Source organism: Pseudomonas sp. W15Feb9B (genome assembly GCF_000828175.1).
In the GTDB taxonomy this organism is placed as follows: domain Bacteria; phylum Pseudomonadota; class Gammaproteobacteria; order Pseudomonadales; family Pseudomonadaceae; genus Aquipseudomonas; species Aquipseudomonas parakoreensis.
This window is the reverse complement of the sequence record NZ_JTKF01000022.1, coordinates 14,382-32,936: the sequence shown is the minus strand read 5'-3', so window position 1 is coordinate 32,936 and position 18,555 is coordinate 14,382. Positions and strand designations below refer to the sequence as shown.

Sequence of the window (18,555 nt, the reverse complement as noted above, 5' to 3'; positions counted from 1 at the left end):
AGGTAGAATGCGCGCCCGGTTTTTGGAGAAGCTCATGACCCTGCTCAAATTCAGCGATGTGTCCCTTGCATTCGGCGCGATGCCGTTGTTGGACAAGGTGTCCTGGCAGATCGCCCGTGGTGAGCGGGTGTGCATCATCGGCCGCAACGGCACTGGCAAATCCAGCATGATGAAACTGGTCAAGGGCGACCAGAAACCCGATGACGGCTCGGTGTGGCGTGCCCCCGGTCTGAAAATCGGTGAATTGCCGCAAGAATTGCCGGTGGCCGACGGGCGGACGGTATTCGACGTGGTTGCCGAGGGGCTGGACGGTGTTGGCGCCTTGCTCGCTGAATACCATCACCTGAGCCAGAACATCGTCACCGACGCCGATCTGGACAAGCTGATGCACGTACAGCACGACCTCGAAGCCCGTGACGGCTGGCGTTTGCAGACGCTGGTCGACAGTACCCTGAGTCGCCTGCAACTGCCGGCCGACAAGACTCTTGCCGAGTTGTCCGGCGGCTGGCGTCGCCGCGTGCTGCTGGCGCAGGCACTGGTGTCCGAGCCGGACCTGCTGCTGCTCGACGAACCGACCAACCACCTGGACATCGGTGCGATTGCCTGGCTCGAAGAAGCGCTGAAGGATTTCCAGGGCGCCGTGCTGTTCATCACGCACGACCGTTCCTTCCTGCAGAACCTCGCCACGCGCATTCTCGAGCTGGATCGTGGCGGCCTGATCGACTGGAACGGCGACTACGCCAGCTTCCTAGTGCATAAAGAAGCCGCGCTGGCCGCTGAAGAAACCGCCAACGCGCTGTTCGACAAGCGTCTGGCTCAGGAAGAAGTGTGGATTCGTCAGGGCATAAAGGCCCGTCGCACCCGTAACGAAGGCCGTGTGCGTGCCCTGAAAGCCTTGCGCGTTGAGCGCAGCGAACGTCGTGAACGTACCGGCAAGGCGAATATCCAGCTGGAAACGGCCGAGAAGTCCGGCAAGCAAGTGATGGTTTTGGACAACGTCAGCTTCCATCACCCGGACGGTCCGTACCTGATCAAGGACTTCTCGATGGTCCTGCAGCGTGGCGACCGTATCGGTCTGCTCGGCGCCAACGGTACCGGCAAGACCACTCTGCTCAAGCTGATGCTCAACGGTCTGCAACCGACCAGCGGCAAAGTGGAAGAGGGCACCCGGATCGATGTCGCCTACTTCGATCAGTTGCGTCATCAGCTCGATCTGGAAAAGACCGTGATCGACAACGTCGCCGAAGGTCGCGACTTCATCGATATCGACGGCCAGAGCCGCCACGTCCTCAGCTACCTCGGCGACTTCCTGTTCAGCCCGCAGCGTGCGCGCACGCCGGTCAAGGCGCTGTCCGGTGGCGAGCGTGCACGTCTGTTGCTGGCCAAACTGTTCAGCAAACCGGCGAACCTGCTGGTACTCGATGAACCGACCAACGACCTCGACGTCGAGACTCTCGAACTGCTCGAAGAAGTACTGCTGACGTTCAACGGCACGGTGCTGATGGTCAGTCACGACCGGGCATTCCTCGACAACGTGGTCACCAGCACGCTGGTCTTCGAAGGTGAAGGCAAGGTCCGTGAATATGTCGGCGGTTATCAGGACTGGATCCGACAGGGCGGCTCGCCGCGCCTGTTGGGTGTGACCGAGAGCAAGTCGGGCAAGGCTGACCTGAATTCGGCGGTGGTCACTGCTGAGCCTGCACCCGTTGCTGCGCCTGCTGCTGCAGCGCCGGCCGCCAAGAAGAAGCTGAGCTACAAGCTGCAGCGTGAGCTGGAAGCGCTGCCGGGCGACATTGATGCCAAGGAACAGCAGATCGCTGCGGTCGAGGCGGAAATGGCCGAAGCCGGTTTCTACCAGCGTCCGCCAGCAGAAACGGCCAAGGTGATTGCTTCGCTGGAGCAGTTGCAGGCTGAGCTGGATGCGCTGGTGGAGCGTTGGGCCGAGCTGGATGCCTGATTGATCCGGCAACAAAAAAGCCCGACGCTCAGTGATGAGCGCCGGGCTTTTCATATGCGGATATAGGTGAAGATTCCAATGTGGGAGCGAGCTTGCTCGCGAAAGCGGTATGTCAGGTAGCATCAATGTTGAATGTGCCGACGCCTTCGCGAGCAAGCTCGCTCCCACAGGGTTTTGTGTTTCAGCGTTTGATCAGGTGCACCGCGAGCACATCGCAAGGGGCGCCATGCAACACGTCGTTGGCTGTGGAGCCCAGCAATAGCGCCAGACCATGACGGCCATGGCTGCCGACCACGATCAGATCGCAGAGATTTTCCTTGGCGAAATGATGGATTTCCTGACGTGGCTGGCCATAGGTCAGGTGGCAATTGGCACCCTCGAGTTCGGCATATTTGGCTTTCAGGCGCTCTAGACGTTCCTTGGCCTGATCGAACTGCTGCTGTTGCAGTTGTGACAGATCCATCGGCACATCGCCGCCGAACGCCATCGCCATCGGTTCGACGATATGCACCAGCGACAGCTTGGCGCCATTGCTCGTCGACAGCTCTCGGGCGCGGTGAATCACAGGGTCGCACTCTTCGGTCAGATCTACGGCGACCAGGATATGGGAGTAGGGCATGAGGTGCTCCTTGTGACGGTTCAATAGTGCTAAGTATGGCTGGTTTCAAGCGCATTGGTTCCAGAGTGACACAATGCGCTCACCTTAAGTCGGGAGTAGAGATATGACGGTCTGGTTGGTGGTGTCAATCCTGCTGGTGGTTCTGAGCCCACTGGCATGGTTGCGCCCGTCGCGCGTACAGAGCGGCCGGATGGCCCTGCGCATGGAGGCGCGGCGCATCGGGCTGGCCATGCAGCTGGCGCCTCAGGAGTGGCCGCATTGGCTGTCGCAGGAGCCGCCCAGCCCGTGTGCGCAATATCATCGGCCACGGCGTGGCAGCCAGCCAGCGTGCTGGAGTTACTGGCAGAAATCGCCGGGAGTATGGGTCAATCAATGGCAGGAAGCCTGCGAGGATCGGTTGCTGCTCGATTATTTCGAAAAGTTGCCGGGCAATGTGTTCAAGGTTGAGGCCGACAAGCAGATGATCGCCTTGTACTGGGGCGAGAAGGGCGAGGCCAAGGTTTTGCAGGATATCGACGCGACTCTGAAAGCGCTGGCCTGAACCCCGGATTTTTCCCACTGCAACGGTGGGGAGCGTCCGGCAGACGGACAATAAAAAGCCCGACATGATTCATCGGGCGGGGGTGGCCAGGCAGGCCGGAATTCTTTTTGGTGTTGATTCGGAGTGCTCCGGTCAACAAACGTGCGTGTGTTTTCCTTCGTCGTCCAGCGAGCGTAGCCTGTTAAACAAGGCTCGCAGCGAATTAGGGCGACATTTCTAACTATTAATCTTATGAATACCCTCACATGCAAGCATGTGTCGGCGGCTGCGTCTTACAGAAATGACCGCAAAGTCGCATTTCAACCCGTATTTAGGGCGATTGACAATTGTCGGAAATTCCGTGAAGGTGGCGTACCCAAATCAAACGGGCGTATGAATTGAGCGTTTGTCTTACAGACTGCTCCTACAGAATCCCGACTATCGCGTTGGCGGGTGTGCCGGGTGGATTGGCGTCAGCATCGACGAAAAAGCGTCCTGCCGAGCCATTTACCTGCGTCCGACGTGTACTGTTCAGCTTCCATATCGTGGAGATCAGTTGATGATTTACGAAGGTAAAGCCATCACGGTTAAAGCTCTTGAAAGTGGCATCGTCGAATTGAAATTCGACCTCAAGGGTGAGTCCGTCAACAAGTTCAACCGTCTTACCCTGAACGAACTGCGTCAGGCCGTGGACACCATCAAGGCAGATGCTTCGATCAAGGGCGTGATCGTCAGCAGTGGCAAGGACGTGTTCATCGTCGGCGCCGACATCACCGAATTTGTCGACAACTTCAAGCTGCCGGATGCCGAGCTGGTTGCTGGCAATCTCGAAGCCAACAAGATCTTCAGCGATTTCGAAGACCTCAACGTTCCGACCGTGGCCGCGATCAACGGCATCGCCCTGGGTGGCGGCCTGGAAATGTGCCTGGCGGCGGATTACCGCGTCATGTCGACCAAGGCCAAGATCGGTCTGCCGGAAGTCAAACTGGGCATCTACCCAGGCTTCGGCGGTACCGTGCGTCTGCCGCGCCTGATTGGCGTCGATAACGCCATCGAGTGGATTGCCGCCGGCAAGGAAAACCGTCCTGAAGACGCGCTGAAAGTCAGCGCCGTCGATGCTGTGGTGGCTCCAGAGAAGCTGCAGGAAGCTGCCCTTGAACTGATCAAGCGCGCAATCTCCGGCGAGTTCGATTACAAGGCCAAGCGTCAGCCAAAACTTGAAAAACTCAAGTTGAACGCCATTGAACAAATGATGGCTTTCGAAACCGCCAAAGGTTTCGTGGCAGGACAAGCTGGCCCGAATTACCCGGCGCCGGTTGAAGCGATCAAGACCATCCAGAAAGCCGCGAACTTCGGTCGTGACAAGGCGCTGGAAGTCGAAGCGGCAGGTTTCGTCAAGCTGGCCAAGACCTCTGCCGCGCAGAGTCTGATTGGCCTCTTCCTGAACGATCAGGAACTGAAGAAGAAGGCCAAGGCCTACGACGAAATTGCCAAGGACGTGAAGCAGGCTGCGGTACTGGGTGCTGGCATCATGGGCGGCGGTATTGCCTATCAGTCGGCCTCCAAAGGCACGCCGATCCTGATGAAAGACATCAACGAGCACGGTATCGAGCAGGGTCTGGCCGAAGCCGCCAAGCTGCTGGTGGGCCGCGTTGACAAAGGCCGCATGACCGCTGCGAAAATGGCTGAAGTGCTCAACGGCATTCGTCCGACCCTGTCCTACGGCGACTTCGGTCACGTCGACCTGGTTGTTGAAGCCGTGGTCGAGAACCCGAAGGTCAAGCAAGCCGTGCTGGCTGAAGTCGAAGACAAGGTCAAAGAGGACACCATCCTCGCGTCCAACACCTCGACCATTTCCATCAGCCTGCTGGCCAAGGCCCTCAAGCGTCCGGAAAACTTCGTCGGCATGCACTTCTTCAACCCGGTGCACATGATGCCGCTGGTTGAAGTGATCCGTGGCGAGAAGTCCAGCGAGCTGGCAATTGCCACCACCGTTGCCTACGCCAAGAAAATGGGCAAGAACCCGATCGTCGTCAACGACTGCCCGGGCTTCCTGGTCAACCGCGTTCTGTTCCCGTATTTCGGCGGTTTCGCCAAGCTGGTCAGCGCCGGTGTGGATTTCGTCCGCATCGACAAGGTCATGGAAAAATTCGGCTGGCCAATGGGCCCGGCATACCTGATGGACGTGGTCGGCATCGACACCGGTCACCACGGTCGTGACGTGATGGCCGACGGCTTCCCGGATCGCATGAAGGATGACCGTCGTTCGGCAGTCGACGTGCTTTACGAAGCCAAACGTCTGGGCCAGAAGAATGGCAAGGGCTTCTACGCCTACGAGACCGACAAGAAAGGCAAGCAGAAGAAGGTGGCCGATCCGTCGGTGCTGGAAGTGCTCAAGCCGATCGTTTACGAGCAGCGCGAAGTCACTGACGAAGACATCATCAACTGGATGATGATCCCGCTGTGCCTGGAAACCGTGCGTTGCCTGGAAGACGGCATCGTTGAAACTGCCGCCGAAGCCGACATGGGTCTGGTTTACGGTATCGGTTTCCCTCCATTCCGTGGCGGTGCGCTGCGCTACATCGATTCGATCGGTGTTGCCGAGTTCGTTGCCCTGGCTGACCAGTACGCTGATTTGGGCGCGCTGTACCACCCGACCGCGAAGCTGCGCGAAATGGCCAAGAACGGCCAGAGCTTCTTCGGTTAAGCGCCCCCAACTAGAGTGAGAGTGAACTTATGAGCTTGAATCCTAGAGACGTCGTGATTGTCGACTTCGGTCGTACTCCGATGGGCCGCTCCAAGGGCGGCATGCACCGCAACACCCGCGCCGAAGACATGTCGGCGCACCTGATCAGCAAACTGCTGGAACGCAACGCCAAGGTCGATCCTGCTGAAGTCGAGGACGTGATCTGGGGCTGTGTGAACCAGACCCTGGAGCAGGGCTGGAACATCGCGCGCATGGCGTCGCTGATGACCCAGATCCCGCACACTTCGGCCGGCCAGACCGTCAGCCGTCTGTGCGGCTCGTCGATGAGCGCCCTGCACACCGCTGCGCAAGCGATCATGACCGGTAACGGTGACGTATTCGTGGTTGGCGGCGTCGAGCATATGGGTCACGTGAGCATGATGCACGGTGTCGATCCGAACCCGCACATGTCGCTGTACGCGGCGAAAGCCTCGGGCATGATGGGTCTGACCGCGGAAATGCTTGGCAAGATGCACGGCATCACCCGTGAGCAGCAGGACGCCTTTGGCGTGCGCTCCCACCAGCTCGCCCATAAGGCGACGGTGGAAGGCAAGTTCAAAGACGAAATCATCCCGATGCAGGGTTACGACGAAAACGGCTTCCTGAAGCTGTTCGACTACGACGAAACCATTCGTCCGGAAACCACTCTGGAAAGTCTGGCGGCCCTCAAGCCTGCCTTCAATCCGAAGGGTGGCACCGTGACTGCCGGTACTTCGTCGCAGATCACCGATGGTGCTTCGTGCATGATCGTGATGTCGGCGCAACGTGCACAGGACCTGGGGATCCAGCCGATGGCCGTGATCCGTTCGATGGCGGTGGCGGGTGTGGATCCGGCGATCATGGGCTATGGTCCAGTGCCGGCTACACAAAAAGCCCTGAAGCGTGCGGGCCTCGGCATCAACGATATCGACTTCTTCGAGCTCAACGAAGCTTTCGCTGCACAGGCCCTGCCAGTGCTGAAAGATCTGAAAGTGCTCGACAAGATGAACGAGAAGGTTAACCTGCACGGCGGCGCGATCGCCCTGGGTCACCCGTTCGGTTGCTCCGGTGCCCGTATTTCCGGCACTTTGCTGAACGTGATGAAGCAGAATAGCGGCACCTTCGGGGTGGCCACTATGTGCATTGGTCTCGGCCAAGGCATCTCCACCGTCTTCGAACGCGTTTAAGCGTCTCGTCGATGGAAGCCGGGGCCCAGTGCCCCGGTTTTTGTTTTTGTGGATTTATTTTTGTATTTATTTTGAAAAAATTTGAGTGAGGGCCGAAGCATGCCGATACAACCTGGGCTCTACCAACATTACAAGGGTCCGCAGTACCGCGTATTCAGTGTGGCGCGGCATTCCGAGACCGAGGAAGAAGTGGTCTTTTACCAAGCCCTGTATGGCGATTACGGCTTCTGGGTACGCCCTTTGAGCATGTTCGTCGAGTCGGTCGAGGTTGACGGCGAGCAGGTGCCACGCTTTGCTTTGGTGCAAGCCGAACCGAGCCTTTTTTCCAAGCCATGAGGCGAGTGCGCACAGAACCCTGTGCTTGACCTCACCTTGTAGCCACTATATATAGCGGTGCCGCGTCAGGCGCCAACCGCCTTTCACTTCTAGAATTCAGGAATTTTCTGATCCATGGGCAAATCGCTGGTCATTGTGGAATCCCCGGCTAAGGCCAAGACCATCAACAAGTATCTGGGCAACCAATACGTGGTGAAGTCGAGTATCGGCCATATCCGAGACCTGCCCACCAGCGGTTCGGCTAGCGCCAGCAAAGAGCCGGCCGCCAAGCGCGGCAAGGCCGCCGCGGGCGAAGGGCCGGTGCTCACGCCGAAAGAGAAGGCGCGCAAGCAACTGGTTTCGCGCATGGGTGTCGATCCGGAACATGGCTGGAAAGCCCAGTACGAGATCCTTCCGGGTAAAGAGAAGGTCATCGAAGAGCTGCGCCGGCTCGCCAAGGATGCTGACACCATCTATCTCGCAACCGACTTGGATCGCGAGGGGGAAGCCATTGCCTGGCACCTGCGCGAAGCCATCGGTGGTGACGACAGCCGCTACAAGCGCGTGGTGTTCAACGAAATCACCAAGAAAGCGATTCAGGAAGCGTTCTCCGAGCCGGGCGAGCTGGACATCGATCGTGTGAATGCCCAGCAGGCGCGTCGTTTCCTCGACCGCGTTGTGGGTTACATGGTCTCGCCACTGCTGTGGGCCAAGATCGCCCGTGGCCTGTCGGCCGGTCGCGTGCAATCGGTTGCCGTGAAGCTGGTGGTCGAGCGTGAGCGTGAAATCCGTGCGTTCAACCCGGAAGAGTACTGGGAAGTGCACGCTGATCTTGGCACCGCCAAGGGCTCGACTGTACGTTTCGAAGTGGCGCGCGAGAAGGGCGAGGCCTTCAAGCCGCTGAACGAAGCCCAGGCCACGGCCGCGCTGGAGAAACTCAAGTCCTCCAGCTACAGCATCGTCAAGCGCGAAGACAAGCCGACCAGCAGCAAGCCGTCGGCGCCATTCATCACGTCCACCCTGCAGCAAGCCGCGAGCAATCGTCTGGGCTTCGGCGTGAAGAAAACCATGATGATGGCCCAGCGTCTGTATGAAGCCGGCTACATCACTTATATGCGTACCGACTCGACCAATCTTTCGGCCGATGCCGTGGCGATGGCGCGCACCTACATCGAAGACGAGTTCGGCAAGAAGTACCTGCCGGAAACGCCGAATGTCTACAGCAGCAAAGAAGGCGCACAAGAGGCTCACGAAGCGATTCGTCCTTCCGATGCCAACACTACGCCAAGCAAGCTTGCAGGTATGGAGCGTGATGCTGAGCGCCTTTACGAGCTGATCTGGCGCCAGTTCCTTGCTTGCCAGATGCTGCCGGCGCAGTACCTGTCGACCACTGTCAGCGTCGCTGCTGGCGACTTTGAGCTGCGCGCCAAGGGCCGCATCCTCAAGTTCGACGGTTACACCCGCGTTCTGCCGCAGATCGCCAAGCCTGGCGATGACGACGTTCTGCCCGACATGGCGCAGGGCGATGTGATGAAGCTGATCAAGCTTGATCCGTCGCAGCACTTCACCAAGCCGCCAGCGCGTTACTCCGAAGCGAGCCTGGTGAAAGAAATGGAAAAACGCGGTATCGGTCGTCCTTCGACCTATGCAGCCATCATTTCGACCATTCAGGATCGCGGCTACGTGACCCTGCACAACCGTCGTTTCTACTCGGAAAAGATGGGCGATATCGTCACCGAGCGTCTGTCGGAGAGCTTCTCGAACCTCATGGACTACGGCTTCACCGCCGGCATGGAAGAGAACCTCGATGATGTAGCTCAGGGTGAGCGTGACTGGAAAAACGTGCTGGACGAGTTCTACGGCGACTTCAAGAAGAAGCTGGAAGTGGCGGAGAACCCGGACAATGGCATGCGTGCCAACCAGCCCGTGATGACCGACATTCCGTGCACCACATGCGGTCGTCCGATGCAGATCCGTACCGCATCGACCGGTGTGTTCCTTGGCTGCTCGGGTTACAGCCTGCCGCCGAAGGAGCGCTGCAAGGCCACCGTCAACCTGGTGCCAGGCGACGAGATTGCCGCGGACGACGAGGGCGAGTCGGAGTCGTTGGTTCTGCGTGGCAAGCATCGCTGCCCGATCTGCAGTACGGCGATGGACGCCTACCTGCTTGATGAGAAGCGCAAACTGCACATCTGCGGTAACAATCCGGATTGCGCGGGCTACGAAATCGAAGAGGGCAACTACCGCATCAAGGGCTATGAAGGTCCGAGCCTGGAGTGCGACAAGTGCGGCAGCGAGATGCAGCTCAAGACCGGTCGTTTCGGCAAGTTCTTTGGTTGCACCAACCCGACTTGCAAGAACACCCGCAAACTGCTGAAGAGCGGTGATGCGGCGCCGCCGAAGATGGATCCGGTGAAGATGCCTGAGCTGAAATGCGAAAAGGTCAACGACACCTACATCCTGCGCGACGGTGCTTCCGGTCTGTTCCTGGCAGCCAGTCAGTTCCCGAAAAACCGCGAGACCCGTGCTCCACTGGTGATCGAGATTCTGCCGCACAAGGACGAAATCGATCCGAAGTACCACTTCCTGTGTGAAGCGCCGCAGAAGGATCCTGATGGTCTGCCAGCGGTCATCCGCTACAGCCGCAAGACCAAGGAGCAATACGTGCAGACCGAAGTAGACGGCAAGCCTACCGGCTGGAAGGCGTACTACGATGGTGGTAAATGGACTGTTGAAGACAAGCGCACGAAAGCCAAGGCTGAGTAAGCGTTAGACTGATACAAAAAAGGCCGCATGATAACCCTCGGGTTTTCATGCGGCCTTTTTGTTTTGTGCTTGCGGTCGGATCCGTTGATCCATGACACTGTCGGGTCTGTGTGACGCAATTATTTCGCTGTGGAGACTGCCGGCATGGCGCACGAACTCTATACCCGCACCAATCAGAAAATCTATTTCGCCGGCCTGTCGCTGGAGGCTCTGGCTCGTGCCGAAGAGGGACGAGCGATGAATTCGCTGGCGCTGATCCAGGCTGGGCGTGAATCAGCGTTATTTCACCTCTACGGCGCGCTTTTGGGGCTCTGCCATGAGATCGCCGGTTTCTATCGTCTGCCTCAGGCCAATGCGTCGCGAGCAGAAGTGTTGTTGACTCGTGACGTCCTGGAATCGATTGCAATCCCTGAGCTGGCCGAGATGGTGGAACTGGCCGGTAACCCTGAAACCTGGCTGGCGAAACTGCTGGCGGCGCATTCGGCGTTGTTCCAGCCGCCACGGGTGCCACAGAAGCCCAAGGGCGATGTGACGCAGCCATTGATTCAGGCCATTAATCTCGATGAGGAAGAGGCGCCGCAGGAGTTGAGTCGCGAAGAGCTGGAGAGCTGGCGGCAGAATCTCAAAGGTCTGGCGATCCGCTTTCGCGAAGGTCTGAACGAATGCTGATGGGGGTTGGTACGGTGGCAATCTGAAACATGCTGCTGGTCAAGATCCCGAGCGAAGCCCGAATGATGTCTATATAATCCCTGCCTTTCGTGGAGAACAGACCTATATGCCAACGTCCTTTCTAGAAATTGTCGAGTTACCAGACGGCCGAATCGAACTGCGCAGGGCTGAGGACGAGGGTTCTCTGGTGACGCTGGATTTCTCCGAGGATGCCAAGGCGTTCCTGCAAGGCCAGCATGTGGAAATCGCCAAGGCGATGTTAAGCGTCGGCGTACAGATGGCCGGTCGTATGGTCGAAGGCGAGTTTGATAAGGAAGAAGGGCCGCGGGTTCTTCACTGAGCCCCGCCTGTCGGCGATTGCCGCTATCGCATCGGATCGGCTTCTCTGTCCCTGGAGAAGCCATGCGCTTCACACAGCGCGCGTTACCAGTGAATCAACCCAGTCGAATGTTCAGGCTCTGAGCGTCGCCCGTGCGGGCAGCGCCGATCAGCTGTTGCCGGGAACTTGTGTTCAGTGGGTTGAGCCATGTCACCACTGTGTGGCTGCGGCCCAGACGCAGCGCTTCACACGCCAGTTGCTGAGCGCTTTGCGCGCCACGTGGTTGCAGCAGCAGAATGCGTTCACGGTTCAGGCCAGCCTCTCGCAGCCAGGTTTGCGTCAGGCTGGCGGGTGGGGCGATCAGCGTCAGCCAGCGCGCGTCCTGATCCTCGCTCAGTTCGCGAAGGATCGGGGCTAGCAGGTTCAGGCAGTTCCCGGCCGCACCGCGCAGTGACAGCTCACTGAACACTTCCGGTTCGGCAATCCATGGGCGCTCGACGACATCTTTCAGGATCGGCGCCATCGGTTGTGCCAGAAACGCTTCGAATAAAGGCAGTTGTGTTTGCTGAGGTGTGTGTGGGAACTGCATAAAGCCTCCTTTAGCGGCGGATGACGCCGACACTCAAGCCTTCGATCACCAGTTCCTGATCTTTCAGGTCGACTTCGATAGGGGCGAACTCAGGGTTTTCGGCAATCAGCCAGACTTTGCTGCCTTCGCGTTTGAAGCGCTTGACGGTCACTTCATCGCCGATCCGTGCAACCACGACCTGGCCATTGCGTGCTTCGCGAGTAGTGTGAACCGCCAGCAGGTCACCGTCGAAAATGCCGATGTCCTTCATGCTCATGCCGTGTACGCGCAACAGGTAGTCGGCTCGGGGATGGAAGAAGGCCGGGTTGATGTTGCAGGACTCTTCGATGTGCTGCTGGGCGAGGATCGGAGCACCGGCGGCGACCCGGCCAATGATTGGCAGGGTGGAGTCATCGGCCTTGGCTTCGAAGCCCGGGATGCGGATGCCCCGAGAAGCACCAGGCGTCATCTCGATGGCGCCTTTGCGGGCCAGGGCCTTGAGGTGCTCTTCAGCCGCGTTTGGCGACTTGAAACCCAGCTCCTGAGCGATTTCCGCGCGGGTTGGCGGGTAGCCGTTGTCTTCGAGGCAACGTTTGATAAAGGCCAGAATCTCGGCTTGGCGTGGCGTCAGCTTTAGCATATTGATCGCTCTGTCTTTTTATACAGTGACTGGGATTATATACAGTGAAGCGGTCTTGGCAATGCCCGTTTTTTTGCAGCCCGCCGGACGGTCGGCGGCCGTGCTTATTAAAGGAGCGGATGAGTGTGGTTAAATAGCTGACCGACCATTCCCAAAACGAACTGGCAGGCTTGACAAGGCACAGGCTGAAACGTATGTTTCAAACAAGTGTTTGTCAGGCGGAGTAGCCATGGCCCAGTCGGAAACCGTTGAACGCATTCTTGATGCTGCCGAGCAGTTGTTCGCGGAGAAAGGTTTCGCTGAAACCTCATTGCGTTTGATCACCAGCAAGGCCGGGGTAAACCTGGCGGCGGTGAATTATCATTTCGGCTCCAAGAAAGCCCTGATCCAGGCGGTTTTCTCACGCTTCCTCGGCCCCTTCTGCATCAGCCTCGATAAAGAGTTGGAACGGCGTCAGGCCAAGCCGGAAAACAAGCCGACGCTTGAAGAGCTGCTGGAGATCCTCGTCGAACAAGCGCTCGTGGTGCAGCCACGCAGCGGTAACGACCTGTCGATTTTCATGCGTTTGCTCGGTTTGGCGTTCAGCCAGAGCCAGGGTCACCTGCGTCGTTATCTGGAAGACATGTACGGCAAGGTGTTCCGCCGCTACATGCTGCTGGTCAACGAAGCGGCTCCGCGCATCCCGCCAATCGAGCTGTTCTGGCGCGTGCACTTCATGCTCGGCGCTGCGGCGTTCAGCATGTCCGGGATCAAGGCCTTGCGCGCGATTGCCGAGACCGATTTCGGCGTCAACACGTCGATCGAACAGGTGATGCGCCTGATGGTGCCGTTCCTTGCCGCCGGCATGCGTGCCGAAACCGGTGTCACCGACCCGGCGATGGCGACTGCGCAGCTTCGCCCGCGCAGCAAATCGACTCCGGTGGCCGCCAAGGTTTAACCGCACACGGGTGGGCGCGGCTGCTTGTATCCGCTAAGCTAGCCGCCCATGCCGACTTTCGTTCTGAACCCGATCTCCATAGAAATTACTGACCTACCGAGCCCTGCTCACGGTAGCGATTTCCTGCGGATCGGTTTTTTCGTTTTCAAGGAATTTCTATGACTGCTGGCCTGCAAGGCTCGTTGATGGTGGACGTCGCCGGTACCTGGCTGACGGCCGAAGATCGCCAATTGTTGCGCCAGCCCGAAGTGGGCGGCCTGATCATTTTCGCGCGCAACATCGAGCACCCGCGCCAAGTGCGCGAGCTGAGTGCTGCGATCCGCGCCATTCGCCCGGATCTGCTGCTGGCGGTCGACCAGGAGGGCGGCCGGGTGCAGCGTCTGCGTCAGGGCTTCGTGCGCCTGCCCGCGATGCGTGCCATCGCCGACAACCCGAACGCCGAATACCTCGCCGAACAATGCGGCTGGGTCATGGCCACCGAAGTGTTGGCGGTCGGCCTCGACCTGAGTTTCGCCCCGGTGCTGGATCTGGATTACCAGCGCAGCGCCGTGGTCGGCACTCGTTCGTTCGAAGGGGATCCCGAGCGCGCAGCGTTGCTCGCCGGCGCCTTCATCCGCGGCATGAACAGCGCGGGCATGGCCGCTACCGGCAAGCATTTCCCCGGTCACGGTTGGGCCGAAGCCGACTCCCACGTCGCGATCCCGAATGACGAGCGCAGTCTCGACGAGATCCGCGCCAACGACCTCGTACCGTTCGCCAGACTCAGCAAGCAACTCGCTGCGGTCATGCCGGCGCACGTCATTTATCCGCAAGTCGATTCGCAGCCGGCCGGGTTCTCCCGTCGCTGGTTGCAGGACATCCTGCGCGGCGAGTTGCAGTTTGACGGGGTGATCTTCAGCGACGACCTTTCGATGGCCGGCGCCCACGTGGTCGGCGACGCTGCCAGCCGGATCGAAGCCGCGTTGACTGCCGGTTGCGACATGGGCCTGGTGTGCAATGACCGCGCTGCGGCCGAACTGGCCCTGAGTGCTGCGCAACGGATGAAGGTCAAGCCGTCCGCACGCATTGCGCGGATGCGCGGGCAGGCGTTCGCCAGCACCGACTACCGTCAGGATCCGCGCTGGCTCACCGCCATCGGCGCGCTCAAAGACGCTCAACTGATCGATTAAGGATTTTTGCTATGACGGTTTACGCAATCATCGGTGGCACCGGCCTGACCCAGCTCGAAGGCCTGAGCATTCGTCAGTCGTTGGCGGTGGATACGCCTTACGGTTCGCCGTCGGCTGAAGTGCAGATCGGGGAATATGCCGGCAAGGAAGTGCTGTTCCTCGCCCGTCACGGCCATCCGCACCGTTTCCCGCCGCACAAGGTCAACTACCGCGCCAACCTGTGGGCACTGAAGCAGGCCGGCGCCGAGGCGATCATCGCGGTCAACGCGGTGGGCGGGATTCACCCGGCCATGGGCACCGGACATTTCTGCGTGCCACACCAGATCGTCGATTACACCAGTGGCCGCGAACACACGTTTTTCGCCGATGATCTGGAGCACGTCACCCATATCGATTTCAGCTTCCCTTACAGTGAGCCGCTGCGTCAGCAATTGATCGCCGCGCTGGCTGCCGAAGGCTGCGAATACAGCGATCAGGGCGTGTATGCCTGCACCCAGGGCCCGCGTCTGGAAACCGTGGCCGAGATCGTGCGTCTGGAGCGCGATGGCTGCGACATCGTCGGCATGACCGGCATGCCGGAAGCGGCACTGGCCCGTGAGCTGGATCTGGATTACGCCTGCCTGTCGCTGGTGGTGAATCCGGCGGCGGGCAAGACCACGGCGGTGATCACCATGGCCGAGATCGAGCAGGCGCTGCATGACGGGATGGGCAAGGTGAAATCGACGCTGGCGCGAGTGCTCAAGGGCTGAGTCTGACCGAGACCGATTTGGCCCCATCGCTGGCAAGCCAGCTCCCACAGGTAGCGAGTTGAATCACAGTGTTGTGTTCGACTTATAACCTTGTGGGAGCTGGCTTGGCAGCAATAGCTCTCTAACTGGCAAGGAGGGGCTCAACGCTTGTCGAACTTATCCGGCAACGGCGCAAACAGCGCCTCGATATCATCGCTCTGCAGTTTCCAGTCCCCGGCCTTGCGCCCATCCAGCACGCCTGCTGCCAAGTCGGACTTTTCCTTCTGCAGGTGCTGAATTTTCTCTTCAACCGTGCCTCGGGCAATCATCTTGTAGACGAACACCGGTTTCTCCTGGCCGATTCGATACGCGCGGTCAGTCGCCTGATTCTCAGTGGCCGGGTTCCACCACGGGTCGTAATGAATCACTGTATCTGCTTCGGTCAGGTTCAAGCCGACACCGCCGGCCTTCAGACTAATCAGAAAAATCTGACGCTTGCCGCTCTGGAATTCCTTCACCGGCGTGCGCCGATCGCGGGTCTGGCCAGTTAACAGGGCGTAGGCCACGTTGCGTTTTTTCAGTTCGTCTTCAATCAGTGACAACATCGACGTGAACTGCGAGAACAGCAGAATTCGCCGACCTTCCTCGAACAACTCCTCGAGCATTTCCATCAGACTGTCGAGCTTGCCGGAACTGCTGCCGCGAGCGGGCAGGGTGGCGTCGTTGACCAGGCGCAGGTCGCAGCAGACCTGACGCAGCTTGAGCAGGGCTTCAAGAATGATGATCTGGCTGCGCGCCACGCCCTTGCGAGTGATCTCGTCGCGGACTTTCTTGTCCATCGCCAGGCGCATGGTTTCGTACACGTCGCGCTGCGCTTCATTGAGCTCGACCCAGTGGATGATCTCGGTCTTCGGCGGCAGTTCGGTGGCCACTTGTTCTTTGGTCCGGCGCAGCAGAAACGGTTTTATCCGCCCATTGAGGTGCTGCAATCTGACTTCGCTGGCGCGTTTTTCGATCGGTACGCGGTAGTCGGCATTGAAACTTTTGACGTCGCCCAGCCAGCCCGGCAGCAGGAAATGAAACAGCGACCACAACTCGCCGAGGTGATTTTCCAGTGGTGTACCGCTCAGGCACAGCCGTTGGCGAGCGTTGAGTTCGCGAGCGGCCTGCGCGGCTTTGCTGTTGGGGTTTTTGATGTACTGGGCTTCGTCCAGCACCAACACATGCAGGGGTTGTTGGGCGAGGCGTTCGACGTCCTTGGGCAGTAGCGCGTAGGTCGTCAGGATCAGGTCGAAGTCGGCCAGATGTTCGAAATGCTTTTTGCGACTGGCACCATACAGCGCCACCACTTTCAGTTGCGGCGTGAAGTGCGCGGCTTCGTCGAGCCAGTTCGGGATCAGGCTGGTGGGCATCACCACCATGCATGGCCGATCCAGGCGTCCGGCGTTTTTCTCACTGAGAATATGTGCCAGGGTCTGTAGGGTTTTACCCAGGCCCATGTCGTCCGCCAGAATCCCGCCGACCTCAAGCTGACGCAGGGACTGCATCCAGCTCAGGCCTTCGAGCTGATAAGGGCGCAACGTCGCGTTCAAACCCTTCGGTGCCTTGGCCGTGTAATCACGGATGTCGCGCAGGCGTTGGGCAAAGCTGCGGATCTGTTCGCCGCCTTCCCACAGCAGGGGAAGGCCTTCCAGTGAGTTGAGCCGCGTGGCGTCGGCCTTGCTCAGGCGCAGGGTGGTTTCGCCCGGCTCCTGCAAGTAAAACTCGCCCAGTGTCGCCAGCACCGGTTTCAGTCGGCCAAGGGGCAGGGCCACCTGCAGTGGCCCGTGCTCACTGTTGCGTTGCGGAATATTGACCAGAATCAGTTCGTCATCGCGTCGCCGCGCCAGGCGTTCCGGGTTGAGGATTTCGGTGTGCGAGCGCATCAGGTTGAGCAGGATCGGCAGCAGGCTCAGGCGTTCACCATTGACGATGATCCCCAGCTCCAGATCGAACCAGTCGCGCTCCGGCGCCTGTTCGACGGTGGCGTACCAGTCGTCGACGGCGGTCAGGTCGAAGCCGAATTCCTCGTCGATCTGCAATTCCCAACCTTGGGTGCGCAGCTTCGGCAATTCATTGAGGGTGAAGGTCAGCCAGGCGCTGTCGTTGACCATCTCGTACAGCTCGCCGGCGCTTTCCGGCAGGGCCTTGCTCTGGCGGGTGGCGATGCGAAATCCGAGGATTCTTAACTGCTCGCGGTAGGACTGTTCCACTTCCGGATGGCGTTTTATCCGCAGGGTCTGCGTTTCCTGACGAATCAGAATGTCGCTGTTTTTCTGCCCGCTGACGTATTCGTCCAGATAGCTGAACGACAGCGCCGCGCGATGCTGGATGTAGCGCTGCATCTTGCCGTTGCGTGGCTCGAATGCGCTGAACTCGACGCTCGCCAGCCACAGGCGCGGCAGCGGTTGCACGTTATCCACCAGCACTTGCGGCGGCGCCTTGGGGCTGCGGTTCTCCAATACGGCCTGGAGTTTTTCCAGCAGTTCGGCGTCTTTCGCGGCGGCCGGGTATTCGAGGGTTTCCTGCACTTGCAGCAGCACTGCTGCGCAATGCTTGCAGTTGCTGCGCACCGGGCAGGTGCAAGTGGCGTCAACCAGCAACAGGGTGCCTTTGGCTGACTCACGCAGGTGAAGGGTCTGACGGTAGACGTTACCGCCAGAGCCTTCGCAACTGGCGGTGATGGTCGCATCGCCAACCTGCGCGATGCGTACCCGATTCTCCAGGGCGTAGCGGCGGCCACGCTCCAGGCTCTGTTCCTTGAATCGGCTGACCCAGGAGGGTGCCAACGGTTTGCTCAGGGGCGGGGACATAAGGACTTCGATCAGTCCGGAATCGCTTCAGGAGCTTGCCGAGGGGCGGGCGCCGTCAGGGAAGTGATCTTGATCAGCAGCGCCAGGTGGCCGTTGTCGAGATAGTTGAGCTGGCCGTTTTTAGTGTGGCTGTCCTGCTTCAGACGTTCGCTGGCAGTGACCATGCCGTTGGCGTCGATCTGGTTGACCCAGAAGTCGGCGTTCACGTCGGTGAAGCGCCCGAGTTTCATTTCCAGGGTGCCTTCGATCGGGAACTGGCCGAACTGTTCCTTACCGTCGCTGACGGCCACCTTGGTCGGCGCTTCGCCGAGGGTTTGCTGCCAGGCCTTGTGCAGCAGCACGCTGTACTCGCCGCTGGCGCTGAGTTTGTTGGCCACCTCATTCAACGCAGGTGTGCGCTGGCTGGCATCGTCGAGGCGTTGAGCGCCGGCCGCCCAGTCTTCCGGGGCCGCGCGGCTGACAATCGCCGGTACGGCGTTCTGCCGCACAAGAATCATTTCGACCATGTAGGTGTCATCGGCAAACGCCATCGGTGCTACGAAGCTGAGTAGCAAAGTCAGTGAGCGAAACAGGCGCATGCGGCG

General features: G+C 59.4%; 16 protein-coding genes. 11 read left to right on the top strand and 5 right to left on the bottom strand.

Translation table 11 applies throughout. The features are described from left to right. The first annotated feature begins 34 nt into the window (after window positions 1-34). On the top strand, window positions 35-1,957 hold the full coding sequence (locus OC71_RS11995; protein ID WP_041069020.1) for an ATP-binding cassette domain-containing protein: 1,923 nt from the start codon (window positions 35-37) through the stop codon (window positions 1,955-1,957). A gap of 181 nt (window positions 1,958-2,138) precedes the next feature. Here the strand turns inward: OC71_RS11995 and OC71_RS11990 are convergent, their stop codons facing one another. Next, window positions 2,139-2,576 (bottom strand): universal stress protein, encoded by a 438-nt coding sequence (locus tag OC71_RS11990; RefSeq protein ID WP_041069017.1) that lies wholly within the window; start codon window positions 2,574-2,576, stop codon window positions 2,139-2,141. Window positions 2,577-2,679: 103 nt separating this feature from the next. On the opposite strand from OC71_RS11990, the gene OC71_RS11985 reads away from it, so the two are divergent. The 7 genes from OC71_RS11985 to OC71_RS11955 all read left to right on the top strand — a co-directional run bounded on the left by OC71_RS11985 (window position 2,680) and on the right by OC71_RS11955 (window position 11,098). Beyond that, window positions 2,680-3,117: a hypothetical protein gene (locus tag OC71_RS11985; protein WP_041069014.1), complete on the top strand. Its 438-nt coding sequence runs from the start codon at window positions 2,680-2,682 to the stop codon at window positions 3,115-3,117. A 538-nt stretch (window positions 3,118-3,655) separates the two neighbouring features. After that, window positions 3,656-5,803: a fatty acid oxidation complex subunit alpha FadB gene (gene fadB / locus OC71_RS11980; protein ID WP_041069011.1), complete on the top strand. Its 2,148-nt coding sequence runs from the start codon at window positions 3,656-3,658 to the stop codon at window positions 5,801-5,803. Between the two features lie 29 nt (window positions 5,804-5,832). Further along, window positions 5,833-7,008 (top strand): acetyl-CoA C-acyltransferase FadA, encoded by a 1,176-nt coding sequence (fadA, locus tag OC71_RS11975; protein ID WP_007910465.1) that lies wholly within the window; start codon window positions 5,833-5,835, stop codon window positions 7,006-7,008. 99 nt (window positions 7,009-7,107) lie between these two features. Then, window positions 7,108-7,344 (top strand): DUF1653 domain-containing protein, encoded by a 237-nt coding sequence (locus tag OC71_RS11970; RefSeq protein WP_041069004.1) that lies wholly within the window; start codon window positions 7,108-7,110, stop codon window positions 7,342-7,344. 114 nt (window positions 7,345-7,458) lie between these two features. Beyond that, window positions 7,459-10,089, top strand: coding sequence for a type I DNA topoisomerase (gene topA / locus OC71_RS11965; RefSeq protein ID WP_041069001.1), 2,631 nt, complete (start codon window positions 7,459-7,461; stop codon window positions 10,087-10,089). Between the two features lie 144 nt (window positions 10,090-10,233). Next, the gene (locus tag OC71_RS11960; protein WP_041068998.1) at window positions 10,234-10,758 is read left to right on the top strand and encodes a DUF6586 family protein; all 525 of its coding nucleotides are present in this window, start codon (window positions 10,234-10,236) and stop codon (window positions 10,756-10,758) included. Between the two features lie 106 nt (window positions 10,759-10,864). Next, entirely contained in the window at window positions 10,865-11,098 is a 234-nt protein-coding gene (locus OC71_RS11955; RefSeq protein ID WP_003226592.1) for a hypothetical protein, read from the top strand. Window positions 11,099-11,192: 94 nt separating this feature from the next. On the opposite strand, the gene sulA is transcribed toward OC71_RS11955, so the two are convergent. Both sulA and lexA read right to left on the bottom strand, forming a co-directional pair. Then, window positions 11,193-11,666: an SOS-induced cell division inhibitor SulA gene (sulA, locus tag OC71_RS11950; protein ID WP_041068994.1), complete on the bottom strand. Its 474-nt coding sequence runs from the start codon at window positions 11,664-11,666 to the stop codon at window positions 11,193-11,195. 10 nt (window positions 11,667-11,676) lie between these two features. Next, window positions 11,677-12,285 (bottom strand): transcriptional repressor LexA, encoded by a 609-nt coding sequence (gene lexA, locus OC71_RS11945; RefSeq protein WP_003226590.1) that lies wholly within the window; start codon window positions 12,283-12,285, stop codon window positions 11,677-11,679. 229 nt (window positions 12,286-12,514) lie between these two features. On the opposite strand from lexA, the gene OC71_RS11940 reads away from it, so the two are divergent. The 3 genes from OC71_RS11940 to OC71_RS11930 all read left to right on the top strand — a co-directional run bounded on the left by OC71_RS11940 (window position 12,515) and on the right by OC71_RS11930 (window position 15,140). Beyond that, on the top strand, window positions 12,515-13,222 hold the full coding sequence (locus OC71_RS11940; protein ID WP_007961819.1) for a TetR/AcrR family transcriptional regulator: 708 nt from the start codon (window positions 12,515-12,517) through the stop codon (window positions 13,220-13,222). Window positions 13,223-13,380: 158 nt separating this feature from the next. Next, the gene (gene nagZ, locus OC71_RS11935; protein WP_041068989.1) at window positions 13,381-14,391 is read left to right on the top strand and encodes a beta-N-acetylhexosaminidase; all 1,011 of its coding nucleotides are present in this window, start codon (window positions 13,381-13,383) and stop codon (window positions 14,389-14,391) included. 11 nt (window positions 14,392-14,402) lie between these two features. After that, window positions 14,403-15,140, top strand: coding sequence for an S-methyl-5'-thioinosine phosphorylase (locus tag OC71_RS11930; RefSeq protein ID WP_041068986.1), 738 nt, complete (start codon window positions 14,403-14,405; stop codon window positions 15,138-15,140). Window positions 15,141-15,280: 140 nt separating this feature from the next. Here the strand turns inward: OC71_RS11930 and OC71_RS11925 are convergent, their stop codons facing one another. Both OC71_RS11925 and OC71_RS11920 read right to left on the bottom strand, forming a co-directional pair. After that, on the bottom strand, window positions 15,281-17,971 hold the full coding sequence (locus tag OC71_RS11925) for a DEAD/DEAH box helicase (protein WP_041068983.1): 2,691 nt from the start codon (window positions 17,969-17,971) through the stop codon (window positions 15,281-15,283). Between the two features lie 11 nt (window positions 17,972-17,982). Continuing rightward, window positions 17,983-18,549 carry a CsiV family protein gene (locus OC71_RS11920; protein WP_041068980.1) on the bottom strand — a complete coding sequence of 189 codons (567 nt, stop codon included), beginning with the start codon at window positions 18,547-18,549 and terminating at the stop codon, window positions 17,983-17,985. Window positions 18,550-18,555 lie beyond the last annotated feature (6 nt).